At 34.9% G+C, this 23,194-nt stretch carries 26 protein-coding genes and 1 pseudogene; 9 read left to right on the top strand and 18 right to left on the bottom strand.

Annotated elements, in window-relative coordinates; translation table 11 throughout:
- Positions 1–297: 297 nt before the first annotated feature.
- Entirely contained in the window at positions 298–957 is a 660-nt protein-coding gene (locus tag FOT98_RS16405) for a class I SAM-dependent methyltransferase (RefSeq protein ID WP_063263644.1), read from the bottom strand.
- Between the two features lie 254 nt (positions 958–1,211).
- Between FOT98_RS16405 and FOT98_RS16400 the strand changes: the two genes are divergently transcribed.
- Together FOT98_RS16400 and FOT98_RS16395 are read left to right on the top strand one after the other, a co-directional pair.
- Entirely contained in the window at positions 1,212–2,177 is a 966-nt protein-coding gene (locus FOT98_RS16400) for a DMT family transporter (RefSeq protein WP_063263645.1), read from the top strand.
- 16 nt (positions 2,178–2,193) lie between these two features.
- The gene (locus FOT98_RS16395) at positions 2,194–2,868 is read left to right on the top strand and encodes a GntR family transcriptional regulator (protein WP_063263727.1); all 675 of its coding nucleotides are present in this window, start codon (positions 2,194–2,196) and stop codon (positions 2,866–2,868) included.
- A 53-nt stretch (positions 2,869–2,921) separates the two neighbouring features.
- Here the strand turns inward: FOT98_RS16395 and fbpA are convergent, their stop codons facing one another.
- Both fbpA and FOT98_RS16385 read right to left on the bottom strand, forming a co-directional pair.
- Positions 2,922–3,092, bottom strand: coding sequence for a Fur-regulated basic protein FbpA (gene fbpA, locus FOT98_RS16390; RefSeq protein ID WP_000098301.1), 171 nt, complete (start codon positions 3,090–3,092; stop codon positions 2,922–2,924).
- Between the two features lie 193 nt (positions 3,093–3,285).
- Positions 3,286–4,185: a cation diffusion facilitator family transporter gene (locus tag FOT98_RS16385; protein WP_063263646.1), complete on the bottom strand. Its 900-nt coding sequence runs from the start codon at positions 4,183–4,185 to the stop codon at positions 3,286–3,288.
- Between the two features lie 265 nt (positions 4,186–4,450).
- On the opposite strand from FOT98_RS16385, the gene FOT98_RS16380 reads away from it, so the two are divergent.
- On the top strand, positions 4,451–5,524 hold the full coding sequence (locus FOT98_RS16380) for a beta propeller repeat protein (protein ID WP_063263647.1): 1,074 nt from the start codon (positions 4,451–4,453) through the stop codon (positions 5,522–5,524).
- 39 nt (positions 5,525–5,563) lie between these two features.
- Here the strand turns inward: FOT98_RS16380 and FOT98_RS16375 are convergent, their stop codons facing one another.
- Positions 5,564–6,664, bottom strand: a complete 1,101-nt coding sequence (locus tag FOT98_RS16375) for a DUF4179 domain-containing protein (RefSeq protein WP_063263648.1) — start codon at positions 6,662–6,664, stop codon at positions 5,564–5,566.
- Positions 6,661–7,227: a sigma-70 family RNA polymerase sigma factor gene (locus FOT98_RS16370; protein WP_000840022.1), complete on the bottom strand. Its 567-nt coding sequence runs from the start codon at positions 7,225–7,227 to the stop codon at positions 6,661–6,663. Before FOT98_RS16370 ends, FOT98_RS16375 begins: the two co-directional genes overlap by 4 nt.
- 270 nt (positions 7,228–7,497) lie before the next feature.
- On the opposite strand from FOT98_RS16370, the gene asnB reads away from it, so the two are divergent.
- Positions 7,498–9,321: an asparagine synthase (glutamine-hydrolyzing) gene (asnB, locus tag FOT98_RS16365; RefSeq protein WP_063263649.1), complete on the top strand. Its 1,824-nt coding sequence runs from the start codon at positions 7,498–7,500 to the stop codon at positions 9,319–9,321.
- A 42-nt stretch (positions 9,322–9,363) separates the two neighbouring features.
- On the opposite strand, the gene FOT98_RS16360 is transcribed toward asnB, so the two are convergent.
- Entirely contained in the window at positions 9,364–10,191 is an 828-nt protein-coding gene (locus FOT98_RS16360; RefSeq protein ID WP_063263650.1) for a PP2C family serine/threonine-protein phosphatase, read from the bottom strand.
- A gap of 125 nt (positions 10,192–10,316) precedes the next feature.
- Between FOT98_RS16360 and FOT98_RS16355 the strand changes: the two genes are divergently transcribed.
- Genes FOT98_RS16355 through FOT98_RS16345 form a run of 3 tightly spaced genes read left to right on the top strand, consistent with a single transcriptional unit; the run spans position 10,317 to position 11,916 of the window.
- The gene (locus FOT98_RS16355; RefSeq protein WP_063263651.1) at positions 10,317–10,727 is read left to right on the top strand and encodes a MarR family winged helix-turn-helix transcriptional regulator; all 411 of its coding nucleotides are present in this window, start codon (positions 10,317–10,319) and stop codon (positions 10,725–10,727) included.
- Positions 10,711–11,040, top strand: a complete 330-nt coding sequence (locus FOT98_RS16350; protein ID WP_061680584.1) for a DUF3147 family protein — start codon at positions 10,711–10,713, stop codon at positions 11,038–11,040. The genes FOT98_RS16355 and FOT98_RS16350 overlap by 17 nt, the downstream gene beginning before the upstream one ends.
- Before the next feature lie 36 nt (positions 11,041–11,076).
- Positions 11,077–11,916: an alpha/beta hydrolase gene (locus FOT98_RS16345; protein WP_063263652.1), complete on the top strand. Its 840-nt coding sequence runs from the start codon at positions 11,077–11,079 to the stop codon at positions 11,914–11,916.
- A gap of 35 nt (positions 11,917–11,951) precedes the next feature.
- Here FOT98_RS16345 and FOT98_RS16340 read toward each other — a convergent pair whose 3' ends face one another.
- The 6 genes and pseudogenes from FOT98_RS16340 to FOT98_RS16315 form a co-directional block, all read right to left on the bottom strand.
- Complete coding sequence (locus FOT98_RS16340; protein ID WP_000461767.1) at positions 11,952–12,323, bottom strand: hypothetical protein; 372 nt, start codon at positions 12,321–12,323, stop codon at positions 11,952–11,954.
- A 247-nt stretch (positions 12,324–12,570) separates the two neighbouring features.
- Positions 12,571–13,140, bottom strand: a complete 570-nt coding sequence (locus FOT98_RS16335) for a histidine phosphatase family protein (RefSeq protein WP_063263653.1) — start codon at positions 13,138–13,140, stop codon at positions 12,571–12,573.
- A 121-nt stretch (positions 13,141–13,261) separates the two neighbouring features.
- A pseudogene (locus FOT98_RS16330) lies at positions 13,262–13,411 on the bottom strand (serine hydrolase); the annotation flags it as partial.
- 101 nt (positions 13,412–13,512) lie between these two features.
- Positions 13,513–14,148, bottom strand: a complete 636-nt coding sequence (locus FOT98_RS16325; protein WP_063263654.1) for a cupin domain-containing protein — start codon at positions 14,146–14,148, stop codon at positions 13,513–13,515.
- A gap of 162 nt (positions 14,149–14,310) precedes the next feature.
- Entirely contained in the window at positions 14,311–14,472 is a 162-nt protein-coding gene (locus FOT98_RS16320; protein ID WP_061680580.1) for a hypothetical protein, read from the bottom strand.
- A 65-nt stretch (positions 14,473–14,537) separates the two neighbouring features.
- On the bottom strand, positions 14,538–14,654 hold the full coding sequence (locus FOT98_RS16315; protein WP_002075341.1) for a hypothetical protein: 117 nt from the start codon (positions 14,652–14,654) through the stop codon (positions 14,538–14,540).
- A gap of 41 nt (positions 14,655–14,695) precedes the next feature.
- On the opposite strand from FOT98_RS16315, the gene FOT98_RS16310 reads away from it, so the two are divergent.
- A complete protein-coding gene (locus FOT98_RS16310) occupies positions 14,696–15,118 on the top strand; it encodes a YfmQ family protein (RefSeq protein ID WP_061680579.1) in 423 nt (140 codons plus the stop codon).
- A 58-nt stretch (positions 15,119–15,176) separates the two neighbouring features.
- Here the strand turns inward: FOT98_RS16310 and FOT98_RS16305 are convergent, their stop codons facing one another.
- The 4 genes from FOT98_RS16305 to FOT98_RS16290 are packed head-to-tail and all read right to left on the bottom strand — an operon-like array spanning position 15,177 to position 20,114.
- The gene (locus FOT98_RS16305; RefSeq protein WP_080467879.1) at positions 15,177–16,487 is read right to left on the bottom strand and encodes an MBL fold metallo-hydrolase; all 1,311 of its coding nucleotides are present in this window, start codon (positions 16,485–16,487) and stop codon (positions 15,177–15,179) included.
- Positions 16,433–18,106 (bottom strand): ABC transporter permease, encoded by a 1,674-nt coding sequence (locus FOT98_RS16300; RefSeq protein ID WP_063263656.1) that lies wholly within the window; start codon positions 18,104–18,106, stop codon positions 16,433–16,435. Before FOT98_RS16300 ends, FOT98_RS16305 begins: the two co-directional genes overlap by 55 nt.
- 12 nt (positions 18,107–18,118) lie before the next feature.
- Positions 18,119–19,144, bottom strand: coding sequence for an ABC transporter substrate-binding protein (locus FOT98_RS16295; protein ID WP_063263657.1), 1,026 nt, complete (start codon positions 19,142–19,144; stop codon positions 18,119–18,121).
- Positions 19,122–20,114: an ABC transporter ATP-binding protein gene (locus tag FOT98_RS16290; protein ID WP_063263658.1), complete on the bottom strand. Its 993-nt coding sequence runs from the start codon at positions 20,112–20,114 to the stop codon at positions 19,122–19,124. Before FOT98_RS16290 ends, FOT98_RS16295 begins: the two co-directional genes overlap by 23 nt.
- A 162-nt stretch (positions 20,115–20,276) precedes the next feature.
- Between FOT98_RS16290 and FOT98_RS16285 the strand changes: the two genes are divergently transcribed.
- Positions 20,277–21,170 (top strand): LysR family transcriptional regulator, encoded by an 894-nt coding sequence (locus tag FOT98_RS16285; RefSeq protein WP_063263659.1) that lies wholly within the window; start codon positions 20,277–20,279, stop codon positions 21,168–21,170.
- Positions 21,171–21,210: 40 nt separating this feature from the next.
- Here the strand turns inward: FOT98_RS16285 and FOT98_RS16280 are convergent, their stop codons facing one another.
- A complete protein-coding gene (locus FOT98_RS16280) occupies positions 21,211–21,735 on the bottom strand; it encodes a COG3014 family protein (RefSeq protein ID WP_063263660.1) in 525 nt (174 codons plus the stop codon).
- A 126-nt stretch (positions 21,736–21,861) separates the two neighbouring features.
- Entirely contained in the window at positions 21,862–23,130 is a 1,269-nt protein-coding gene (locus FOT98_RS16275) for an MFS transporter (RefSeq protein WP_063263661.1), read from the bottom strand.
- Positions 23,131–23,194 lie beyond the last annotated feature (64 nt).

Raw genomic sequence — 23,194 nt, 5'->3', positions numbered from 1 at the left:
GTATGTCGTCTTACATGTATGTAATATACAATTAGCGAAGACAAAACAAAATTTTCATATTATTTCGATTTATTTTTCCAGTATAATATATTGGACACCTTTTCTATTGTAAAAGTAGATGTTACTTTTCGCAATGGAAAATATAAAAAATGTTACATTTTTTATATAGAACAATCCAAAAATAACCTTTTTAATATTTGCCACAACAAAACTTTTTACTATTCCCCATCTTTTAAGGGCTACCATTTTTCCCCACGCAAAAAAGCACACATCATTAAAATGATGCATGCTCCACTTTTATTTATACATATTTTGTATTTCTTCTTTATTTTTTAGTATTTCCACAAACTTATCGCTACAACCTTTCGGAAACAACACTCCGAGTCCATATGAATGCTCAAACTGAAAATGAGGGTATTTCGCTTTGACCTCATCCCAAAATTTATACACGCCGAAGTCTCGACCTTTCACCTCAATATCATGAAATAAAACAATACCGTTATTCGCAAGTTTCGGTAACCATGTTTTATAATCATGAGAAACTGCTTCATACGTATGATAACCATCAATATGCAACAAATTTATCGTTCCATCTTGAAACTGATCCACCGCCTCGTCAAAAGTAGATCGAATTAAATTCCCTATTTGAGGATAACTCATGTCCGTATATTTACTCACTATTTGAAAAACACCTTCTCCATATGGACCTGTATGCTCATCCCCTTCCCAAGTATCTACAGCAAAGCATTTTGTAGATAATCCTCCATCTTTTACGCCTTGGCAAAAACTGAAAAAAGAAGCTCCTAAATGTGTACCTAACTCAACTAATATTTCTGGCTTTTCAAATCGTACTAAATCATAAGCAAAGTTTAAATGTCCCACCCACGCAGAATTCATTCGAATATATGGACTATATTGATCAAATTCAAATGTTGGTTTATGAGTAACCCAGCTCATCACATTTCTCCTTCTACACATATTTTTAACAAACCAAATTACTCTTATCTTTATTTTTTTATCTTCTTGATTATGATTTAATTTTATAATTTCGCCTCGTTTTATTTAACCTAATCACTTATATCGTAAAGATAACTGGAACTACTAAAATCCCCGTCTCACAAAACAGAAATTTCAGTTTAATTTTTATGCATTTCGTGATATATTGCATATTGTATTCAAAATTTATTTTTAGAGAAAGGAAATAAAACTATATGGATCCAAATCGTTTAAAAGGAATCATTATGGTTGTAATTGGTGCTTGTTTATGGGGATTGTCCGGGACAGCTGCACAACAACTTTTCCAATATGAACACGTTTCTACTGAATGGTTAGTTACAATTCGATTGCTTATATCCGGCGTTATCTTGCTCATTATTTCGTCATTCGGAACGAGAAAAAAAGAAATATTCGGCATATGGAAACAAAAATCGGATGCTATTAAAATGATTTTGTTTGGCCTATTCGGTATGCTTGCTGTACAGTACACGTATTTTGCCTCTATTAAAGAAGGAAATGCCGCCGTCGCAACATTATTACAATATTTAGCTCCTATATTTATCACTGTATACTTACTTTTCAAATGGAACGTTCGTCCATCAAAAATTGATTTTATTTCAATTGCCCTTTCATTAGTAGGAACTTTTCTCTTACTAACAAACGGATCTGTTCATAACTTGGCTGTTTCTACACCAGCTATTATTTGGGGTATTTTATCTGGATTATCTCTTGCTTTTTATAGTTTATATTCAAAGGGATTACTAGAAAGATGGTCTTCCTCTGTTATCGTTGGATGGGGCATGATTATTGGGGGGATGGGTGTAACAATCCTACACTTTATTTCTACAAAAGAATTCATTTTATTATCAACAATGAAATATGTAAAACTAAGTACCCTACCGCTTATCACATTTGTCGTCATTTTCGGGACACTTATTGCATTTTATTTATACTTAGACAGCATACGATACTTGACTCCGAAAGAAACGACATTATTCGGATGTACAGAACCACTCGCAGCTATTATTTCTTCTGTACTTATATTACACGTACCGTTTCAATCTTTTCAGTTATTAGGGGCTCTTTGTGTCATTGTAATGGTGCTTATCTTAAGCCAAAAGCCTGATGAAGGGAAACCCGAATTAAAGCTTGTTCATGAGAAAAAGGAAAATATACAATGAAAGGATTGAATTCACTATGCCTATCCCTCAAAATTATAAAAAACAAGGAAGAGTTTCGGCAAAATCACTCGTTTTAAATCAACTACAAGATTGGATTATTGAAGGTGTACTGCAGCCTGATGAAAAAATTAATGATGGGGAATTGGCTGAAGCACTAGGAGTAAGCAGAACACCTGTAAGAGAAGCACTTCAAATATTAGAACTTTCTGGATTAGTGGAAATGGTACCTGGGCAAAAAACAAAAATTGCTCCTATTAAGTTAGACGACATACCTATCATTTATGAAACGATGGCTGGTCTTCACTCTATTATAGGAAAGCAAGCACTTCAAAACATTACAGACGTTGATTTGAAACTACTTTCTGAAATAAATGATGACTTTCAGCGCTCTATAGAGAACAAAAATGCAAAACAAGCTTTACAACTAGATATACAATTTCACAATACAATTTCTTCTATTGCTAAAAACCAATATATTGAACCCTTTCTAGAAAATATGCAACTTCACGTTTTACGTCTTGAATATTTGTTTTTCCAAAACTTCGTTCCAGCAAGTCAATCTATTGAAGAACATCATTCTATCATTCAAGCACTGCAGAAACAGGACGAAAAACAAATGGAACTAATGATGTCTCAAAACTGGCTTCGTCCAATGAAAGAAATATCAAAAATAATTTCTATGAAATACTAATAGAGCTGGTTACATACAATCGTAACCAGCTCACCTTTTACTAATCTATATAATTATGCCTGAATATCTGCATAATCTTCCATATCTTCGTACTCTTTTTCCAATTCCTCTAAAGACAGCTCGTATAATTGTCGGTCGCGAATTTTAAACACACCTGCTCCAATTAACTCATCGATTAAATGCCTCTTACGATTTTCAACAGCAAAACGGAGTTGACTACTCATCTTTTAAAAAACTCCTTTCTACGATCATTGAAAATGATAATCTTTATCAATTACCACTTTTGATTATAAAAGATGACTCTTTATAAGTAAAGTAATTTCATGAAATATTTACCTTACAAAGTATTTGTGGCCACATTATATATATGTATGCCGTGCGAAAAATGTTATGACACATTTTCTTATCCTTTTTCTTTCATACTTTGCAAGTTGTCTCACCATGATTAAACTCACCATCTATTTCTACTTGAATGGTGACATGTTCTACATGAAATTTTTCCTTTAATACATCCGTAGCCTCTTTTAATACACTTTGCGTTTCATTATCTTTAATAATCAAATGGCAAGTTAATACTTGAAAATCAGATGTGACAGACCATATATGCAAATCATGAACTTCTTTTACAACCGTAATATTTAATAATGTACTTTTTACCTCTTCAACATTTATGTGCTGCGGTGCACCCTCCATTAATATATGGACCGTATCACGTGTTACACGCCACCCACTAATAATGACTAAAATAGACACAAGAATACTAGCAATCGCATCTGCAGCAGTCCATCCGAAAAATTTAATACATAGCGCTGCAATAATCGCTCCGACTGATCCTAATAGATCGCCTAATACGTGTAAGAAAGCACTTCTTAAATTCAAATTGCCCTTCACATCTCCGCCTCTCATTAATATCCAAGCTGATAAAATATTAATAAATAGACCAAGTACGGCAATAATGAGCATCCCATTACTAGCAATCTCAACCGGTTCTTTAAAACGGCGTATTGCTTCAATAAAAATGTATACTGAAATGACAATAAGAACGACACCGTTACATAATGCTGCTAACATTTCGACTCGCTTGTACCCATATGTTTTCGCAGCTGTTGCTGTTTTTTCTCCAAGCTTAAACGCAAGTAAACTTAAAGCTAAAGATACCGCATCACTTAACATATGCCCCGCGTCAGATAGTAGTGCTAAACTATTTGTTACAAATCCTCCAATTACTTCAGCAATCATAAAACTTGTTGTTAGTACGAAAGCAATTAGTAACGCCTTTTTATTGTTAGAATGACCGTGATCATGTGAATGTCCCATACGAATGCTCCTTTAAGTGCAATATCTGTATGTTAGTATGAAACAAACTCCCCATCTTTATCCCGAATTAACGCCCGATTGGTGAAGGCTCATAATCAGTGACGGTGCCCCACACACTGATTAAAATTCCGCTTTATCCCGCTTCCTCTGTATACACACTTCGCTACTTTTCAAACAAGTCCTCTTTCTCAAATAAAAACAAGACTACTTCTTTTTTATTTTCATATTGTTTACTAAAGAAAGAATTTTTAAGGAGGGGACGAAATTGAAAAGACTATTTCTCTGTATGGAGCGTGAACTTGTTGTAGTGAAAGAACAATATGGTCACTTTGAAACAACATATCACTTACAAAATATGCAACCTACCTGTATTGCAGTTGATCCATTCCAACAAAATCGTGTATATTGCGGAACATTTGGACGAGGTTTATGGTTAAGCGACGATGGCGGGGATTCGTGGAGACCGATTGGAGATTCCTATCGTTACTTTGATTTCCCTAAAGAGGATGGTATTCTGCACTCCTCTATCACTTCCATAACGATAAGCTCAAATGAACAAGTTAATGGATATGGCCTCGTTTATGTCGGCACAGAACCGAGCGCTTTATTCCGTTCAGAAAATGGCGGTGAAACGTGGACTGAACTTAAAAATATGAAATCATTATTATCTTCTTATACGTGGGCTTTTCCGCCTAGACCTTTCACCCATCACGTTCGCTGGATTACAGTAGATCCAAACACTCCAAATACAATCCATGTTTCAATTGAAGCAGGTGCTGTTATTCAAAGTAATGATAGAGGGCATACATGGATTGATAAAAAATTTGGTGCTCCTATCGATGCTCATCAATTGCTTATGCATCCTGACGCTCCAAATCGCCTTTATGCATCATGCGGTGACGGATTTATGGGCGGACCTGATCGCGCATACCTCGAAAGTTATAACAGTGGAAACAGCTGGATCTCATGCAGTGAAGGACTTGAACATCATTATTTATACAGCATGGCTATCGATCCGGCCGATTGCGATACAATTCTCGTTTCTGCCGCACCAAGTGCTGACCTCGCTCATCACCGTATTCCTTATGAATCTTATATTTATCGTAAAACGAAAGATACTCCTTTCCAGCAAGTACAACAAGGTCTACCATCAGCAATTGGTACAGTCATTTCGATGTTTGCGACAAATCCTGCAGAACCACATACATTTTACACTTTAAATAACAACGGCCTGTTTCAATCCAATGATAGCGGCGAATCGTGGGAACAACTAAACATTCCGTGGAAAGATGAGTATAAAACGCAGCATCCGCATGCATTGCTCATAACTAATTCTTAACGAAAAGAGACTGCCTAATGGTTTTAGGCAGTCTCTCTTCTATTTCTTTAAATCAATGACAATATCATCCAACACTATATCTTTACTCTTCGCTTCTTTTTTCGGCACTTCAATTTTCTTCTCTTTTCCATTCACATACTCCACTCCACCATGATTTTCAGGTGTATGCACTCGCAAGTGCACACGAGGCGTAACGATAAGCTTTGTTGCATTTTCGTTTAACTTTTGGAATGTGGAACTCCATCGAATATTGTATGGATCGTTGCCACTTCCCCCATTTCCTTCACCCGAATAATCATTCCCTAAATCATCCTTAACCGTCAATTCAACATCTACACTATCCCATTCTTTCCTCGCATCCTTAGAAACTTCTTGATTATAATAAAGAATAAATGAAACCGGCGATATTGCGACCTTTTCCATATTTGCTTTTATACCTTCTTTTTCCGAACTTCCACCAATTGTTCTCTCTTTACTATCCACTGATTTTACAGTTAACGCGAAATTCCAATTACCTTGTATTGATTTTTTCCTATCTGGCATCTCTATTCCCTCTATATTCCATCTAAAGTTTACTTTGTCCTTTTTATTACTATCATGGTGCGTCGTTGTTACCATACCTACATACTTTTTTTCAGTAACTTTAGTCATTTTCCCACTTCCTGAACTACCATGAGCATCCATTATATCCAATCCGCCTAATATGATAGGATCATCCCCTAAGTCTTGCTCACTTTCCAGTGAATACGTTATAGATAATGTTCTGCCATCAGAGATTACATCATTAATTGTAACCTTAACCCCATTACTCTCTCTCGTCATATTCAATTCAGTCGAAAACTCTTTATAATTTTCATATAACCCTGTTCTACCATTATCTAAAAATCGGAATATGTCACCTACAATTGGCAATCCCCCGGCATACGTAGGAAATCCAATGCCCAGTGTTGCAACTGATAATCCTACTAAAATAGATGCAGCAGCGACACCTTTTTTCCAACTTTTCATCTTTTTCTTCGTACGTAGCGATTGTTTTACACTCCGTTTTACTTTTTCTTTTTCAATTTCAGAAGCCTCAATTTCTTCAAGTTCTTTTTCATCTATATCAATATTATTTAATAGTTCATAAATGTCTTTCATATGGCACTACCTCCAAAACTAATATTCGTAGCATTTTGTTGTAGCTTCTTTTTCCCACGGTACACACGATTATCGATCGCTGCCCGAGTTAACCCTAACTTGTCTCCTATTTCTTCTGTCTTCATACCGAGAAGATATTTCATAATGAACACCTTTTGATCTAACGGTTCTAATTGATTAATAAGCTTCAATAACTCTTCCCTATCTTCCATAACGATTAATTCATCTTCAGCTGACTTTTCCGTACTAATATGAAACTCATCTGAAATAATTTCTACTTTTCTAGTCGCTTTCCGGTAATAATCAATCGCTTTAAATTTCGCAATTGCCGCAATCCATTTTTTAAAGTCACTTGGCTCTCCATGAAATTTATTTGCGTTATTCCAAATGGAAAGAAATATATCGTTTACACATTCCTCAATGAGTCCGTCATTTTGAACTGGAAGAAGAACTTTGTGCGTGATTCCTTTTATGAGTGGTAAGTATGTATCAACAACGAATTCCAGCGCATCTTCTTTTTGCCGTTGTAATCTTTTTATAAAATTTTTCTCATTTGATTTCATGTAGCGATTCCCCTTATTTTTTTGTAAAAGCTTTTACACCCTATATAACGTCTTACAAAAAAATTTCTCTCATCTTTTTTTATTTTTTGTATGTTATGGAATACTTTCCCTAAGCCATTGTCTCACATAACTATGTATTACAAGAAAATTTTCTCAAGTCTACCTTTTAATTCATGTAGTACACTATTTATATAGTCACTCTTTAACTTAGTGTACATTTTATTTAGTTAATCTACTTTTCAACATTTTAAATTAGGAGATGAGATGTGTATGTGTGGAATTACAGGTTGGGTAGATTGGAAGGAAGATCTTTCAAATCAACATGTTATTTTAGAAAAGATGGCAAATAGTATTCAGCATCGTGGTCCTGATGCTGAAGGATTTTGGTTTTCACCTCGTGCGGCCTTTGCACACCGGCGTTTAATTGTTATTGATCCAGAAGGTGGGACACAGCCGAAGACATTTCGTGCTGGTGATTATACGTATGCTCTTACTTATAATGGAGAAATTTATAATTTCCGTGAACTGAGAGAACAACTTCGAAAATGTGGTCATGCATTTGAAACGCATTCAGATACAGAAGTGTTACTACATGCTTATTTAGAATGGAAAGAAGATTGCGTACAACATTTAAACGGAATTTTCGCTTTCGCCTTATGGGATGATCAGAAGCAACAATTATTTTTAGCACGTGACCACTTAGGCGTAAAGCCACTTTTTTATACAGAAAGAAATGACAGCATTATTTTCGGATCTGAAATAAAAGCGCTATTGGCTCATCCATCTGTTCCTGCTGAAATTGATTCGGATGGCATAAACGAAATATTTGGATTAGGCTTATTTCGAACTCCAGGATGTGGCGTCTTTAAACATATTCAAGAAGTGCGTGCTGGACATTCTATAACGTTTACACGTGATAAAAAAGTAGTTCAAAAGTATTGGAATTTAGAAAGTAAAGTTCATACAGACTGTACTGAAGATACATCATCACATATTTTATCTATTTTACAAGATACAGTAAAAAGACAATTAATTGCCGATGTTCCTCTCGTTTGTATGTTATCAGGAGGATTAGATTCTAGCGGGATTACTGCACTAGCGGGGAAAGAATTTGCTGCTGAAAATAAAACACTTCATACGTATTCCGTTGACTTTGTAAATAGCGCAAAAGATTTCGAGCTGACATTTGCTCGCACTGGTTTAGACGCTCCTTGGGTAAAACGCGTTTCTGAACATGTAGGGACATCGCATCATGACATTATCGTGAATGCTGAAGAATTAGCAAATCACTTATTCGTTCCCCTTCGTGCAAAAGATTTACCGAGTGCCGGTGAAATGGAAACTTCACTATATTTACTATTTTGCGAAATGAAAAAAGATGCAACTGTAGCTTTATCTGGAGAATCTGCTGATGAAGTATTCGGTGGGTATCCTTGGTTTCATCAAGAAGAATTACTATATGTAGATAAGTTTCCGTGGCTAACAAATTGGAAAAACACTTCTCCTCTTCTACTAAATGACGTAAATAGCCAATGCAACCTAGAAAACTATATTGATGCACGATTCCAAGAAGCGATACTTGAAGTACCTACTCTTGAAGGCGAAAGTAAAAAATCCGCAAAACAACGTCAAATGTTTTATTTATTTTTAACGAGATTTCTCCCTTTCTTACTTGACCGTAAAGACCGTATGAGCATGGCTGTAGGCTTTGAAGTTCGTGTACCGTTTTGCGATTATCGATTAGTTGAATATTTATGGAACGTTCCTTTCAACATAAAAAGCATTGATAATATTGAAAAAGGCATTTTACGTAGAGCACTACAACCTGCTTTACCTGACGATGTACGTAATAGAAGAAAAAGTGCTTATCCAACTTCACAAGATCCACATTATCTGCAAACAATCCGTCATTTATCACTCGACATGTGCAGTAATAAAAACAATCCTATTTTCTCACTTATTAATCATTCTACATTACTTGCCATTGCCGATGAAAGCAATAAAGAAATTAACAATTTTGAAGCAAGAAGTGCTATGGAATACATGCTTCAAGTAAATGAATGGTTAAAAACGTATCACATCCATATCGCTTAACAAAAAGGAGTTCAAGGATAAAAACCTTGAACTCCTTTTATATTAATTAGCGCATCGTTTATTTTCAGTATCAATAGACCATCCAATAATAGTGGCACAATCTCTACCTTTCCACTGCAGTACATTTGTTAATACTGGTTCAATCTGTAAGCAACTTCCGTCGTGCAATATTTCTACTAATGATTGATCATCATCAAACCTTTGTTTATCACATTCTAAAATACCGTCCGTTGCCATTACAATATGATTCATTCCTTTTTCTAATCCTCTTACACCTGACGTAAAGCAAGGTGTATTTGCCGCAAAAATATTTTTCCTACCGATATATTCGTAATTCTTTCGTTTATTTAATCGCCCTTTACCATTCTTCGTTTTCTCAGAATGAAATAAATATGCGAAACAATCACCAACTGATAACCAATATAAAAATTCGCCTTTTCGTAAACAAATTAAACATGCAAGTTCCTCATCATCTTGATCACATTTTTCAATAAACAACTCATCTGTAAATAACGCTAATAAGTACATATGTGTATGATGAAAAGCTAAATGTATCGGGTAGGAAAATAACTCTTTTAGTTTCTCTTTTCTTTCTGAGATTGCTTCTATTATATAATCAATATTTTTTGTTTTATGGTGTGTATCAAAAATCATAACAAATTCAAATTGTAATTCAGGATCCCACCAAGCAAGTACCGCATCTCCTCGTTCATATGCATCACTTTCTTGATTTCCCCCATATACGCCGACTGAAAGAGGACCACATTTTTCAACATGTATTTCATCTACATACATCTGTTCATGACTCATCCATTTGAATGTATTCACAGCTATCATCCTCTCTCTTGCTAAATGTATACCTTTACACATAGATTACCTTATATTTCAATAAAAATAAACTTTTTCAACATTTTTTATCCAAATAAAAGGGTTTTATTTCTATACTAACGAATATATCTTATTATACGATATAAAAAACAGGGGGCTTTATCATTATGAAAGACATTAATCAGCATTGGGAGAGCATTTATTATCACTTACGATACGAATATGAAGACAACCTTTCTCACCAAGCTATTCGTATTTTACAAATCGTTTCTCGCGAGAAAGATATAACAATTGGAAAAGTCGCTACTGAGCTTAGTCTCTCTCATAACACAGCATCTGAACACGTAAAGCGCCTTATTCAAAAAAGATTTATTATAAAAGAAAGAAACAAACAAGATGAAAGAGTTGTAAACCTTACATTAACGATAGAAGGCATTGAAGTATTAGAAAAGCATACTTTACTAGATAAAGAAAAGATAAAAATATTAGAATCTCAGTTATCAAAAGAAGAACAACAATTAATCGAAAAAGCCTTTTCGTTATTAGCGAAGGAGGCAAAATATGCATTTCCTCGTTAAAGTAATCGTCTCGGCACTTATTATCGGCGTTATTACTGAAGTCGCTAAACATTACAGTGCGATAGGCGGCTTTATTGCTGCCCTTCCACTCGTTAGTTTACTAAGTCTATTTTGGATTTCTTTTGAAGGCGGGAACAAACAAGAATTAAGTCAATTTGCGATAGGCGTATTATATGGATTTCCCGCATCCGCACTACTATTATTTATCGTCTATATTGGTTTAAAAAACTCATTTTCACTTAGTACATCTGTCCTAATGGGTATAGGGGTTTGGTGTATTGTTTTTGCTTGTCAAAAATTATTTCAAGCTTAGTTAGGAGGGTTTATTATTTATAAACTTGTAGAGGTATTGGGGCAAACTATAGAAGTATATATAAAAGGAAGTAGTAAACAAACGGTAGTCATTCAAACCGGGATGACTTGCTCATTTTACGATTGGCTTCCTATTATAGAAAAACTTTCACAACATTTTACAGTCGTTTCCTACCATCGCCCTGGTTACGGAAAAAGTGAACTAGGAAATCATTCCCGTACTACATTACAAGTAACAAACGAACTTTATATGTTACTACAAAAACTGGATATTCACGAGCCAATCATTCTAATCGGTCATTCCTATGGCGGCTTATGCGCACAACATTTTGCGATGCTACATGAAGATAAGTTGGAGGCACTTATTTTAGTTGATTCTACTTCCATGAACTTACACCGACTAGATGAACTTCATTTACCAATTTCTGATCAGACTGACTCGGATGACATGTGGCTTCAAAAATATAATACGTACTCCAAAATGAATGTAGACATGCTTTATAATGAACTAAAATCTATACTCGTTAATCAACCAAGACAATACATTGAATTTTCTACCTCGCCTCTATTATATAAAGCGACAGCTTCTGAACTATGTGAGTGGAAAAATTGTGCTCGCTCAATAAAAGAGCTACATAAAACATTAGAAACACCTTTAATCGTTATCGGTAGAGACCCTCAATATTCTATTACTCAGTTGACTGAAGGCGGTATGCCAAAAGAGGAAGCGATACAACTAGAAGCAATGTGGCAAGAACTAATTCATGAACAATTACAGCTCTCAATACATAGCCAATATATACTTGCCGAACATGCTGGTCACGGAATCGAAATTGATCGGTCAGATATTATTATTGAAGTAATTCAATCTCTATAAAAAAAGGAAGCAACTAACGCTGCTTCCTTACTTATCTATTCATAATCTTCTTCATCATCGATTTCTTCGTAATACGAATTCCCATTACTTACATAAATAGGGCCATTCGCAACGTCAATACGTAATACCCATGCCCATGGCACAGCTAAACGCTTATGTATTGCTCGCCAAAAGCTCATTGATTTTCTTTCGTACTCCTGGAACTCCTGAAGTAACTCTTTGTAGGAGGAACCGTCTAACTGAATATTTGCTTCTAGCAAACGAGAATGGGCATAGTACTGCAGCTCAAGTTCAGCAGCAATTTCCATTTCTTCTTCCGTTGCCATACCAATAATTGTTCCATCTGCTGGTGCAATTTCATATACGTTGTGAACTTCAATAAGCCCTTCTTTCTCTTTCTCAAACATGTAAACAGCCTCCTTTAACACATAATTTTTATGTTACAAAGTCATACTTCTACAATAACTTCTCTCTTTCCTCTTTTTTTGATAAACTTTTACAAATTATTTACCCCGCATTAACGGGCAGTAAGACCCCCACCTCAAAATTCAGCGAAAGCAAAGAAGTTAGATGGGGATCAACTGCCCGTAAAAGCCCGATTGGTGAAGGCTAATAATCAGTGGGGGATGAACAAAACCCCCACTGATTAAAGTTTCACTTTATCTGATAATCTGTAGACTGTATTCTTTCAGCAGAACTGAAACAATTATTATTAAAAGTTAATTTATACACGTCAGGCATATGAAGGGTTTTCCAAAACTGAAAATCATATTTCGAGTCAAAATAATTCATTAGTAATACCATAATATTCCCATGAGTACCTATTACAATATTCTTACCTTTATATTTTTTTAATATACTTTGCATACATGTTACAACGCGTCTTTGTGCTACATCATTTGATTCTCCGCCTTCGTATGCATAATTCCAATCTCCCCACACTTTCTCCATAGCATCATTAAAATCCTGTACCGGCTCTGTACTTAATAATCTTTCACGCAAATCTTCTTCTATTTGTATCGATACATGATATGTATTCGCAATTCCTTGTACAGTTTGGATTGCCCTTTTGTACGGGCTAGAAATCACAACATCAATATGTTTATCTTTTAACAAGCGTGTTACATTCTCTGCATCACAATGCCCTTTTTCAGATAACGGCCGTCCCCGTTCTTCTTTTGTATATGTAGAGTGGGCATGGCGAACGAAATATATTGTCGTCATTTTTCAACTTCCTTTCTTATTTTCAATCTATATTCAATGAAGTAAATAAGAAATCCTGTATCATAAAAAGAAAAGGACACTTTCTAAAAAGCGCCCTTGTTTACATAATAAAATTATTTCATTATAATTTCTTTCTAAACTCTTCATCTTTTATAGCATCTTGAATAAAATAAGCTATATTATTTCTCAGCTTTTGGTATGCAACTTAATCTTCTATATCGTTAAACATAATGACAGCTTCTACCTTATTGCCTTTTTTATCTGTAGTATACGATGTGAACTTGTCATGACTAGTAAGCTCTAACTCTGTTAAACTATCATTTACTCTTTCTATTCCAAGCCTATCTAACAAATATGTTGTAAAAGAAAGAGTTACTCTATTTCACATGATGTTATTTGTCCATTTAACGTAACGATTATTTTTGAGTCATCACTTTCTTTACTATCTTTTAGTCGATTGGAGTTAGGAGGACCAATTACAACTGACTCCTTAATTGGCGAAAGGTCCTTGCCTAATTTTTCTGCACTTACACCGTATGCAGCTTGAAATACTTCTGGTGGTGTTAATCTAAGTATGTCTGATCCTTCTGCTGTTTCAAACTGATCGTTATTGAAGAACAAATGTAATTGTACTTCTTCTGTTACCGCTGTGATCCAATGCCACCATCCCATTGGAATAAAGACAGTTTGCCCCGCTTTTACATGATAATTTTGTAATTGATTCGTTTCGGGATTTAAAATGGATGTAACTGCTTCTCCTGATACTACAACATCCAACTCCCACGCATTCGGATGCCAATGCGGTTCTCGCATATGCCCTTTCGTCATAAATAAATCAACAAATGCTCCACCTATCATCGCTGGTAACTGAGTTGACGTAACTTCATATGCAACGTTTTTCTCATCCCTTTTAAAAAAGATATTTTTTCTCGAATCAAAGAAAAGGTTTGGAGTTCCTGAGCTTTTCTTTAAGTTTTTATTATCTGGAACATAACCTGAACTACTCATTTTATCCCTCTTTTCCACTCCGAACATTTCTACTTTCACACTGTATCGTATGGAAAAAATGTATGAATGTGCCTAAGCATTAACATAACAAAAAAACATGCCTTCATAAGGAGAGCATGTTTTGTGATATTATTCACATTATTTAGTTAAAAAACAAACTTTTTACTTACCATGATGTAACATTAAATCACTAAGTTCTTCTTCAATGTGATTTAATTTCGCAACGCCTTCTTTCCATTTATGAATATAACGTGATACCCCGACAATAAATAAACCAATAATTGTAGAAAGAATAATACCATATACGATTGTTACAGTACTCATAGTTACACTTCCTTATAATTAGTAATGTTGTTATTAGTTATGTTTTTATTATAAACCTTTTTCTTTTAAAATACTTCGATTTCAACTTTTTGTAACAAAATTGATTTTTCTAACATTTCGTTCATGAAAATGGCATATTTTTCACAAATTATACAAAACTTCACCATATGTACTATTACCATATGAGTTATATTATTTAATAGAATAAAGGGGATGATATACTATGACGACTTGGTTTATTGTTATGTTAGTTGTATTTGGGGCATTTAAAATTATCGTTTCTAGTCTTCCTAACTCTGTTATTGAATCCATCATTAGCAAGTACGAAACACATCCACAACTTGAAGAAGAGAATGCGACTGTTACAATCAATGGAAATAACTTAGAAGGCGAACAAAAATCCAAAATTATTCATGATTTTAACGAAGGATTATTTTTAGATCGCTATTATGCACCACCATACAATGAGGGCACACCTTTAATCATCAATGCAAAACGTGGTAAAAAAGATTTTGTCTTTTACATTTATAGTCATGAAGAGCATGTTGATGTTGTAAAGCAATATAAAAAGAAGGTAGTTGCTTATAGTTTACGCTCTAAAAACCTTCAAAATAATGCTATGTTCGTGTCAGCTGACTTAGCTTAATACTCATATATAGGAAAAAGGAATCCATATGTCTACGGATTCCTTTTTCCTATATATATTAGGTTACTTCTACACATTCCATTGCAAGTGAATACACATTTTCATACCCCGCCGTGCTAAGCTGTTTCTGTAATCGATCCGTATCCTCTTTCAAAGCATGTACTAACACCGTATGTTTTGGTAATAGTGTATTTAACATTGCCTTAACGTCACTTATACTTTGATGAACTTTATAAGGAACTCGCTTCACCCTACACCCTTTACCTACGCGTTCTTTCAAAACTTTTTCTGCAAAACTCCCTTTAGCAATATGCCCAGTAAAGATAATGGAATTTCGTTCTTCATGCCGAAGTTGTTCATAATATAACTGCGCTCGCTTCGTTTGCATATTCGCATCACTCATGACAACTATTCCATAACTATTTTGCGTACGGCTGCCATGATCCATAACGATTATGTTTCTTTTTAAATTCTCCATAAGCCCTTCAAGTTCTTCATTGTTTTTGAGCCAATCTTTATATACGAACATCTCTTGAAATCCATCCAAAATTTCTTGATCTACTATAATGGGAAGTTCTCTATATTTTTCATATAGATACAATACGATATCTTGCGCCCTACCAAGCGGTGGCAACGGTAGTAATGCTATTCCTTTCTTTTGAACAACTCGCTCAATTTCTGTACACAGTTCTTTCACTCGTTCATGTTGCGAAACATCATCAGTATGATAAGCGGCATCTACGATTGCAACTTTTATATCACCACGCAATTTCTCAGGTAAATTGGCTCGTAGTATGTTAGACTCCGCTGAATAATCCCCAGAATAAAATACATATGTATGACTCATATCTACTAAAAACCAAACAGCCCCTAATACATGCCCACTATATCCCCACTGAAACCGTAATGTAGGAGTAACCTGTATCCATTCATTCGGATTACTAATCTCATCAATACAAACATAATTTAAATCTTTAACATTTTGGTTGTTATAAGGTACATTCCATCCCTGCGCTAAATTGTAGTTTCTCCATTTTTCATAATAAGCGGGAAGTTGCTCCATCGTATAACGAGTCGTCCAAATTTTATTCTTATATCCATACTTTGCTAATAAAGGTAATCCCATCGTATGATCTTCGTGAATATGTGATAAAAATACTGCATCTAAAAATGGTACAACTTCCCTCTCTATTTTGGGATAACTATCCTCATATGACCGATTAATACCACAGTCAAATACTATTTTCGTCTCTTTATTTTTTACGAAGTAGCAGGAACGACCATATTCTCCCGCTCCTCCCCATACTTCTATCCTCATCCTGCTACCCCTTTTCGCTTTTGCTCCATATGTTGCAGAAGTAATAAACATACTGTTGTAAGTCCAACTGAAACGACAGCCATCGCCATTCCAATAGATACTTCTCCTTGTTCAAATTGAGCGAAAATAAATGTTGCTGACGTTTCTACTGATGGAGGTAATACGAGAAGTGATGCTACTAATTCTCTTATCGAGATTGTAAATGTCATCGCCCATCCAGCAAGAATGCCCGGGATAATAAGGGGGAATATTATCTTTCTAAAAATGTAAATATAATTTCCAGAAAAAATACTTCCAGCCTGTACTAGAGAATCATCAATTTGTCCAAGCGCTGCTTTTACATACTGCACCGTATAAGGTAAAAAAAGAACGACGTACGTTACGATAACCATGACTGGTGTATTGTAAATTGACAGGGGCATATAGGGTGAATTCCAGAACAAAATAAGCCCTACAACCATCACGATTCCTGGTACCATATTTGGTAACATACCGCACATATCAAGCCATTTTTCAGAGGACTTTTTCCCCTTTCGAATCATAAGCGCCAAAAAGACTCCAATAGTAGCAGCAGTAATTGCTGTTATAAGTGAAAATAGAAAACTGTTCCATAAAGCCTCTAATCCTGGAGATCCAATTGTAAACAATGCTTCATAATGGCTCGTTGTAAAGTTGTTTAATTGTAGACCGCCGCCTCTTAATTTTGATAATGAAGCAATCAGTATAGAAAAATACGGGATTCCAATTGATACGATTAATAAACCAATTACATAAACCCATGCTACAACCCGTGTAAATATAGACAATGTATACCTTTTAGATTTCACACCTTTTCCACTAACCATTGCATATGAGTACTTTCGATTCAATACATTTTGCATATACCAAATGAGCATACATGCACTAAGTAATAAAGAAGATAATGCTGTTGCGCTACTAAAATCAATTGGCCAACTTGAAATAAATTTATGAATCTCTGATGTTAACACATGAAATCCTATTCTACGTCCGAATGTAGCCGGTGTTCCAAATTCAGCAATCGTCTTTACGAAAATAAGTAAAGCACCCATTACATAACTTGATACTAATAACGGCAATATGATTTTTCGTAAACGATAGAAAAAGCTTCCACCATGAACTGCTGCCGCTTCTTCTTTACTACTTCCGATTTGAAGTAAAGTATTCTTCAACATGAAGTAAAGGAATGGGAATAAATGCAGACTCATTATTAAAACCATACCTCCTAAACTAAAAAACGAAGATGAAATTGTCTTTAGCATCGGAAAAAACTGCTCGAAATAGCCGTTCGGCTGCATGAACAAAATCCAGCCCATCGATCCAATATACGGCGGAGTCATAAATGGAATCATAAAAATAATATCCAATTTACTATACTTTCCAACATCTGTTTTACTCATAATAAACGCTAGTGGAAATGCAAATATGGTCGCTCCTATTACTACGAGTACACCTAAAAGCATCGAGTTTAGAAAAATCCCAGCTAATCCACCACTCTGCATCACTTCAAAAGGCTTTAAAAAATTCCAACTACTATTTTCATATACACTAGAAAATAAAATGAGGAAAAGCGGAATGACGATTAACATCGCCACAAGTAACAACGCTACCGTCATTCCAACTTGTCTTACTGATATGAATCGATTTACCATGTAATCACCATCTTATTGAAATACTTTCTTAAATTGTTTTCCTATTTCATCTTGTTCTTTCTCAACTGTTTTCCAATCAATATTTAATACCGGAATTTCTTCTACATTCGGTCTATTTTCAGCTTTTATATCTGTTCTACCTGGCAATAAATACGCTTTAGCAACTTGTTTTTGCACATCATCTGATAATAAATAATCAATAAACTCTTTTGCACCTTCTACATTTTTACTATCCTTCATAATCCCGGCTGCTCGTGGGCTAATAACTGTTCCGCTTTTTGGATAAACAATATCAACCGGTTCACCCTTTGCTTTTGCACTGTACGTCATATAATCAACACCAGCAATGACCATGTCTTTCGCACCTGTTACTACAGGATCTAACGCTTCTTGATTTGCTCCTGCGACTGTAACTTCATTTTTCTTAAGCTGTTCAAATAAATTCCATCCATCTTTTCCATTCTTTTTCACATATCCTGTTACAAAGTCTAAAGCTGAACCTGAAAGTGCTGGATCTGGAAGATTCACTTTTCCTTTCCATTCCGCTTTCGTTATATCACTCCAATCTTCAGGCGCTGTCTTCACATTTTTTGTGTTATACACAATTCCTAACGCTGAAGCACTATATCCGAAATAATGTCCTTTATCGTCCGACCATTCAGAACGAAGCTTATCAGCTTGTTTCGCTTCTTTATAAGCTAACGTTTGCCCATCCTTTTTTAATCCTTCCATCGCTGGTAATGATGCAAGTACGACTACATCAACGACTGGATTTTTCTTTTCAGCTTCCATTCTCGCTAAAATTTTACCTGTTGTTCCTTGAAACATTTCTACTTTTATACCTGTTTTCTTTTCAAAGTCCTTTTGAATCTTTTCTGCTAATCCTTTTGGTCCTGCACTATATACAACAATTTTCTTTTCATTCGTAGCTTTACTCTTTGCATCTGCATTGCCTGTCTTTGAACTACACCCTGTTACTACAGCCGAAAATAATAAAGTACATACAAATAAAGACTTAAGCGAACTGAATTTCTTCATACGATTCTCCCCCTATATGATGAATACATTTTTTTGGCACATATAACGATACTGGCTTACCGATGCTTAATTTACTATTGTGATAAGCTGTCCATATTCCGAGTGCCCCCATGTTTACTTTCATTTCATACCGTTCTCCTACATATGTAACGTGCTGAATTTTACCTGTATACATTTCACTCACTTCATTTTTCGTCCAGCTTACATGTTCTGGACGAACCATTTGTTTCCCCTCTACAAGCCAATTTGCTTTACCAACAAATTTTGCAACAAATTCATGAGATGGCTTCACATAAATGTCTTCTGGAGTTCCTTTTTGTAATACTTCTCCTTGTTTCATAACAATAATTTGGTCTGACATTGACATTGCTTCTGTTTGATCGTGCGTGACATACAATGCCGTTAAACCGATTGAATGAACGATATCCATAAGCTCTAATCGCATTTCTTCTCGCAAAATTGCATCGAGTGCACTCAGCGGTTCATCAAACAAAATAAAATGCGGTTTTGTTACAATCGCTCTTGCAAATGCGACGCGTTGCTGCTGTCCACCAGAGAGCTCATGCGGATACCTTTTCTCCATCCCTTGCAGGCGAACTCGATTTATTGCATCTTCTACTTTTTCCCGTAATTGATTCGTTTGCTTTGTAGCCCTTAAACCAAATGCAACATTTTCAAATACTGTCATATGCGGCCATAAAGCAAAATCTTGAAATACCATACCGATATTACGTTCATGAGGAGATGTTTTGATTTTTTTTGCACCAGAATACATGCACTTATCTCCAAAATATATTTCACCTTTATCTGGCTCTTCAAGTCCTGCAATCATTCTAAGTAAAGTCGTTTTCCCGCATCCCGAAGGCCCTAAAAGTGTAGTGAATTCACCTTGTTTCATGACAATTTGTAACGGTTTTAACGCCTGTGTTTTTCCAAACGTCTTTTCTAATCCATGAATTTTAATATCCATCGTTTCACCTCTCTCCCCTCACTCTTAACCTGCTTTCATTCTATCTGGAAGATTTATACTGAATGTTAATGTACTGTAAAGATTAAATTAAAAAACTTCTAATAAACTATTTATTTCTATAGATTTTTTCTATAGTTAAAATAAAAAAGGCGGCAACTCATAATGAATCTTTTAAAGTTAGAAATTGTAGTGCTTATTAAGAAATATAAAAAACTTACGATAGTTGCAGAAAAACTTGGTGTTAAACAACCTACTATTACATTCCATATAAAAAGCTTAGAAGAAGAACTCGGTGTGCCTTTATTTGAATTACGTTCTGGAAGATATTTCTTAACAGAGGCTGGTGAGGCATTGCATCATTATGCTTGTAAAATAGATGCACTTATGAAAGAAGCTAGGCGGGTCACACAAGAGTTTAAAGATTTTCATAAAGGTGCTATAACAATTGGTGCTAGTTATGTACCAGCAACTTATCTTTTACCAGAAATTATTCACCAATTTCAATGCGAATTCCCAAATATAAAAATAACGATTATGGTAAAAACAGCTCCTGAAATTCGAACGATGTTACAAAATCATGAAATTGATCTCGGAGTAATTTCTGCGGCACCGTTTGATGAATCACTTTTAAAAGAAACAAAAATAATACCTGATACACTTGTTCTTGCTTTCTCAAAAGAACATCATTTTTCAAAAAAAGAAAATGTATCATTACAAGATATCGAAAAAGAACGTATACTATTGCATCGTAACCCATCTACAACGAGAGATTTACTTACGCAATGGATGTTAGAACATAACATTACGTTCCAATCTGAAATTGAATTAGATTCATTAGAAACGATGAAACAAATTTTAAAATATGGGAATGGAGTTGCTTTTATTTCTAAACTCGCTATTGAACAAGAAGTACACCGAAATGAACTATGCTACATACCCATCCCTGGATTTGAATTTCAACGTAACATTTATACGATTCATCATGAGGACAGGTGGAATTCTAAAATTATTTCTTTTTTACTACATAGCATCACTTCTTATACAGCAAAAAATTAAAAGGCTGTCGTTATACACGACAGCCTTTTAAACTATTACTCTATTTATTTTTCTTCGCTTCAATTTTTGCTTGTGCCTCTTCAGCCTTATCTAATGCTTCTGAAACTTTCTTCTCTTTTTCTTTTACATCATCGATACTGTCGACAGCTTTAATGAGTTTATCGATTCCTTCTTCTTCTACTTTTCTCCGTTTTGCCACTCTTTCATTTACTTTCTTTTCCACATCTTTTGCTTTTTGAAGCATATCCTCTGCATTTGATGTTACAGCTTTTTCAAGTGCATCGTCTTTTTTCTTTTGTAGCACTTCATTTGCAATATCTTTCGTTTCTAAATACTTACCATCTTTTAATGCTGTCGCACCGCGATCCAATAACTGCGCGACTTCTTTATATGCCTTCGCTTCATTTCCTGTTTTCTCTTTTTCCGCTTTTTCAAACCACATAATCGCATCACTATATTTTTCATTTTTCAATGATTGCATACCAGTTTCAATATACGTGTCATAATTACTACATCCAGCCATTACAACTAACAGAAAAAGCATAACAAAACTTAATTTTTTCATGATGTTTTCTCCTTTTCTTTGTCTGCTCACTATACTGTAACACACATGAAAAAGAGTTTCAAAAACTAAAATACTAATTTAGTCATTTTTATAATGATAAGTTAATTTTTTATTATTTTCTTATTTTTAAACCGACACATCCACTTGTTTTTTTGCCATATGTTGCTTTACCCCAACTAATACAACTAACAATAAACCTCCGCCTAATGTCATCATAACAATGCTAGTAGGCAACATATCTAATAATAATCCATATACAATCATACCGAGTGGTGCGATTGCAGTAGCAATTGTTTCAAGTAGGCCAAACACACGCCCTAAATAGCTCGGATCTGTCGTTTTTTGCATATGTACTTGCATCGGAATATTTACAATCATAATTGCTATACCCGTTAACATCATAAAAGCAATATAATAAATAAAACTTGCCACTTTTGGAATGGTAACTAACAATGGGAAAACTGTACATAAACTTAAACCCGCAAATAAAAACAGTCCAGTATAAATAGAACGAAACGGATTCTTCACTTCTTTACGCACTGATAAAGCAATCGCACCCATCAGCATCCCGACTGCTAACATTCCCTCTACAGTACCGAGCTGCTTTGAAGATAGATGCAATGTATGGACGATAATATATGGAAGTGCTACGGTTAACCCACATGCAAAAAAGTTTACCCACAGCGCTATTTTCATTAAACCATATATTTCATGCTGTCGTTTTACATATGAAAATCCTTCTTTTATACTCGTCAAGAAACGCTCTTTACTCTCAGCCACTTCTTTTTTGTACAAATCAAATACAATAAATAATTGCAAAATAACGGCTAAAAAGAAAGTAATACTATTTAACAAAAAGAACGACTTAATGGAAAAGAAACCAAATACAACTCCGCCAATAATCGGCCCTAATATATTTGATAAAGAAGCTGCTGTTTGATTTAAAGCACTCGCTTTTTGAATACGCCCTTCATCTACTAAACTCGGAATAGACGAAGTTAATGCAACAGAATAAAAACTGGCACAAATTGATAATAATGCTGCTGAAACATAAATAAAAAGAAGTGATGGTCCAAATATAGTAGCAAGAATAAACATAATAAGCATCGTTAAGCTACTTAATAAATCAGTGCCAATGACAAGCCATTTTCGATTCACACGGTCAGCTACAGCACCCGCAATCGGACCGCAAATCATCCTTGGAAGTGATCCGCAAACGAGCGTAATTGCAAAACCCATTCCTGAACCAGTTGTCTTTAAAACGTATAACCCCATCGCAAATGTATAAATTCCTGCCCCTAATAAAGACGTCATCTTTCCAATCATCATTAAAATAATATTTCTCGTTGCAATCTTCATTCTTGTATCATGTTGTCCTATACTTACATCTCCCATAATGACTCTCTCCCCTTAAAAGTTAAATTGTGTTAAACTTATTATATAATCGACTTTCCAATTT

The sequence above is a fragment of the Bacillus sp. HY001 genome (assembly GCF_007558965.1).
GTDB classification, from domain to species: Bacteria; Bacillota; Bacilli; order Bacillales; family Bacillaceae_G; genus Bacillus_A; species Bacillus_A mobilis.
This window is presented reverse-complemented; position numbering and strand designations above follow the sequence as displayed.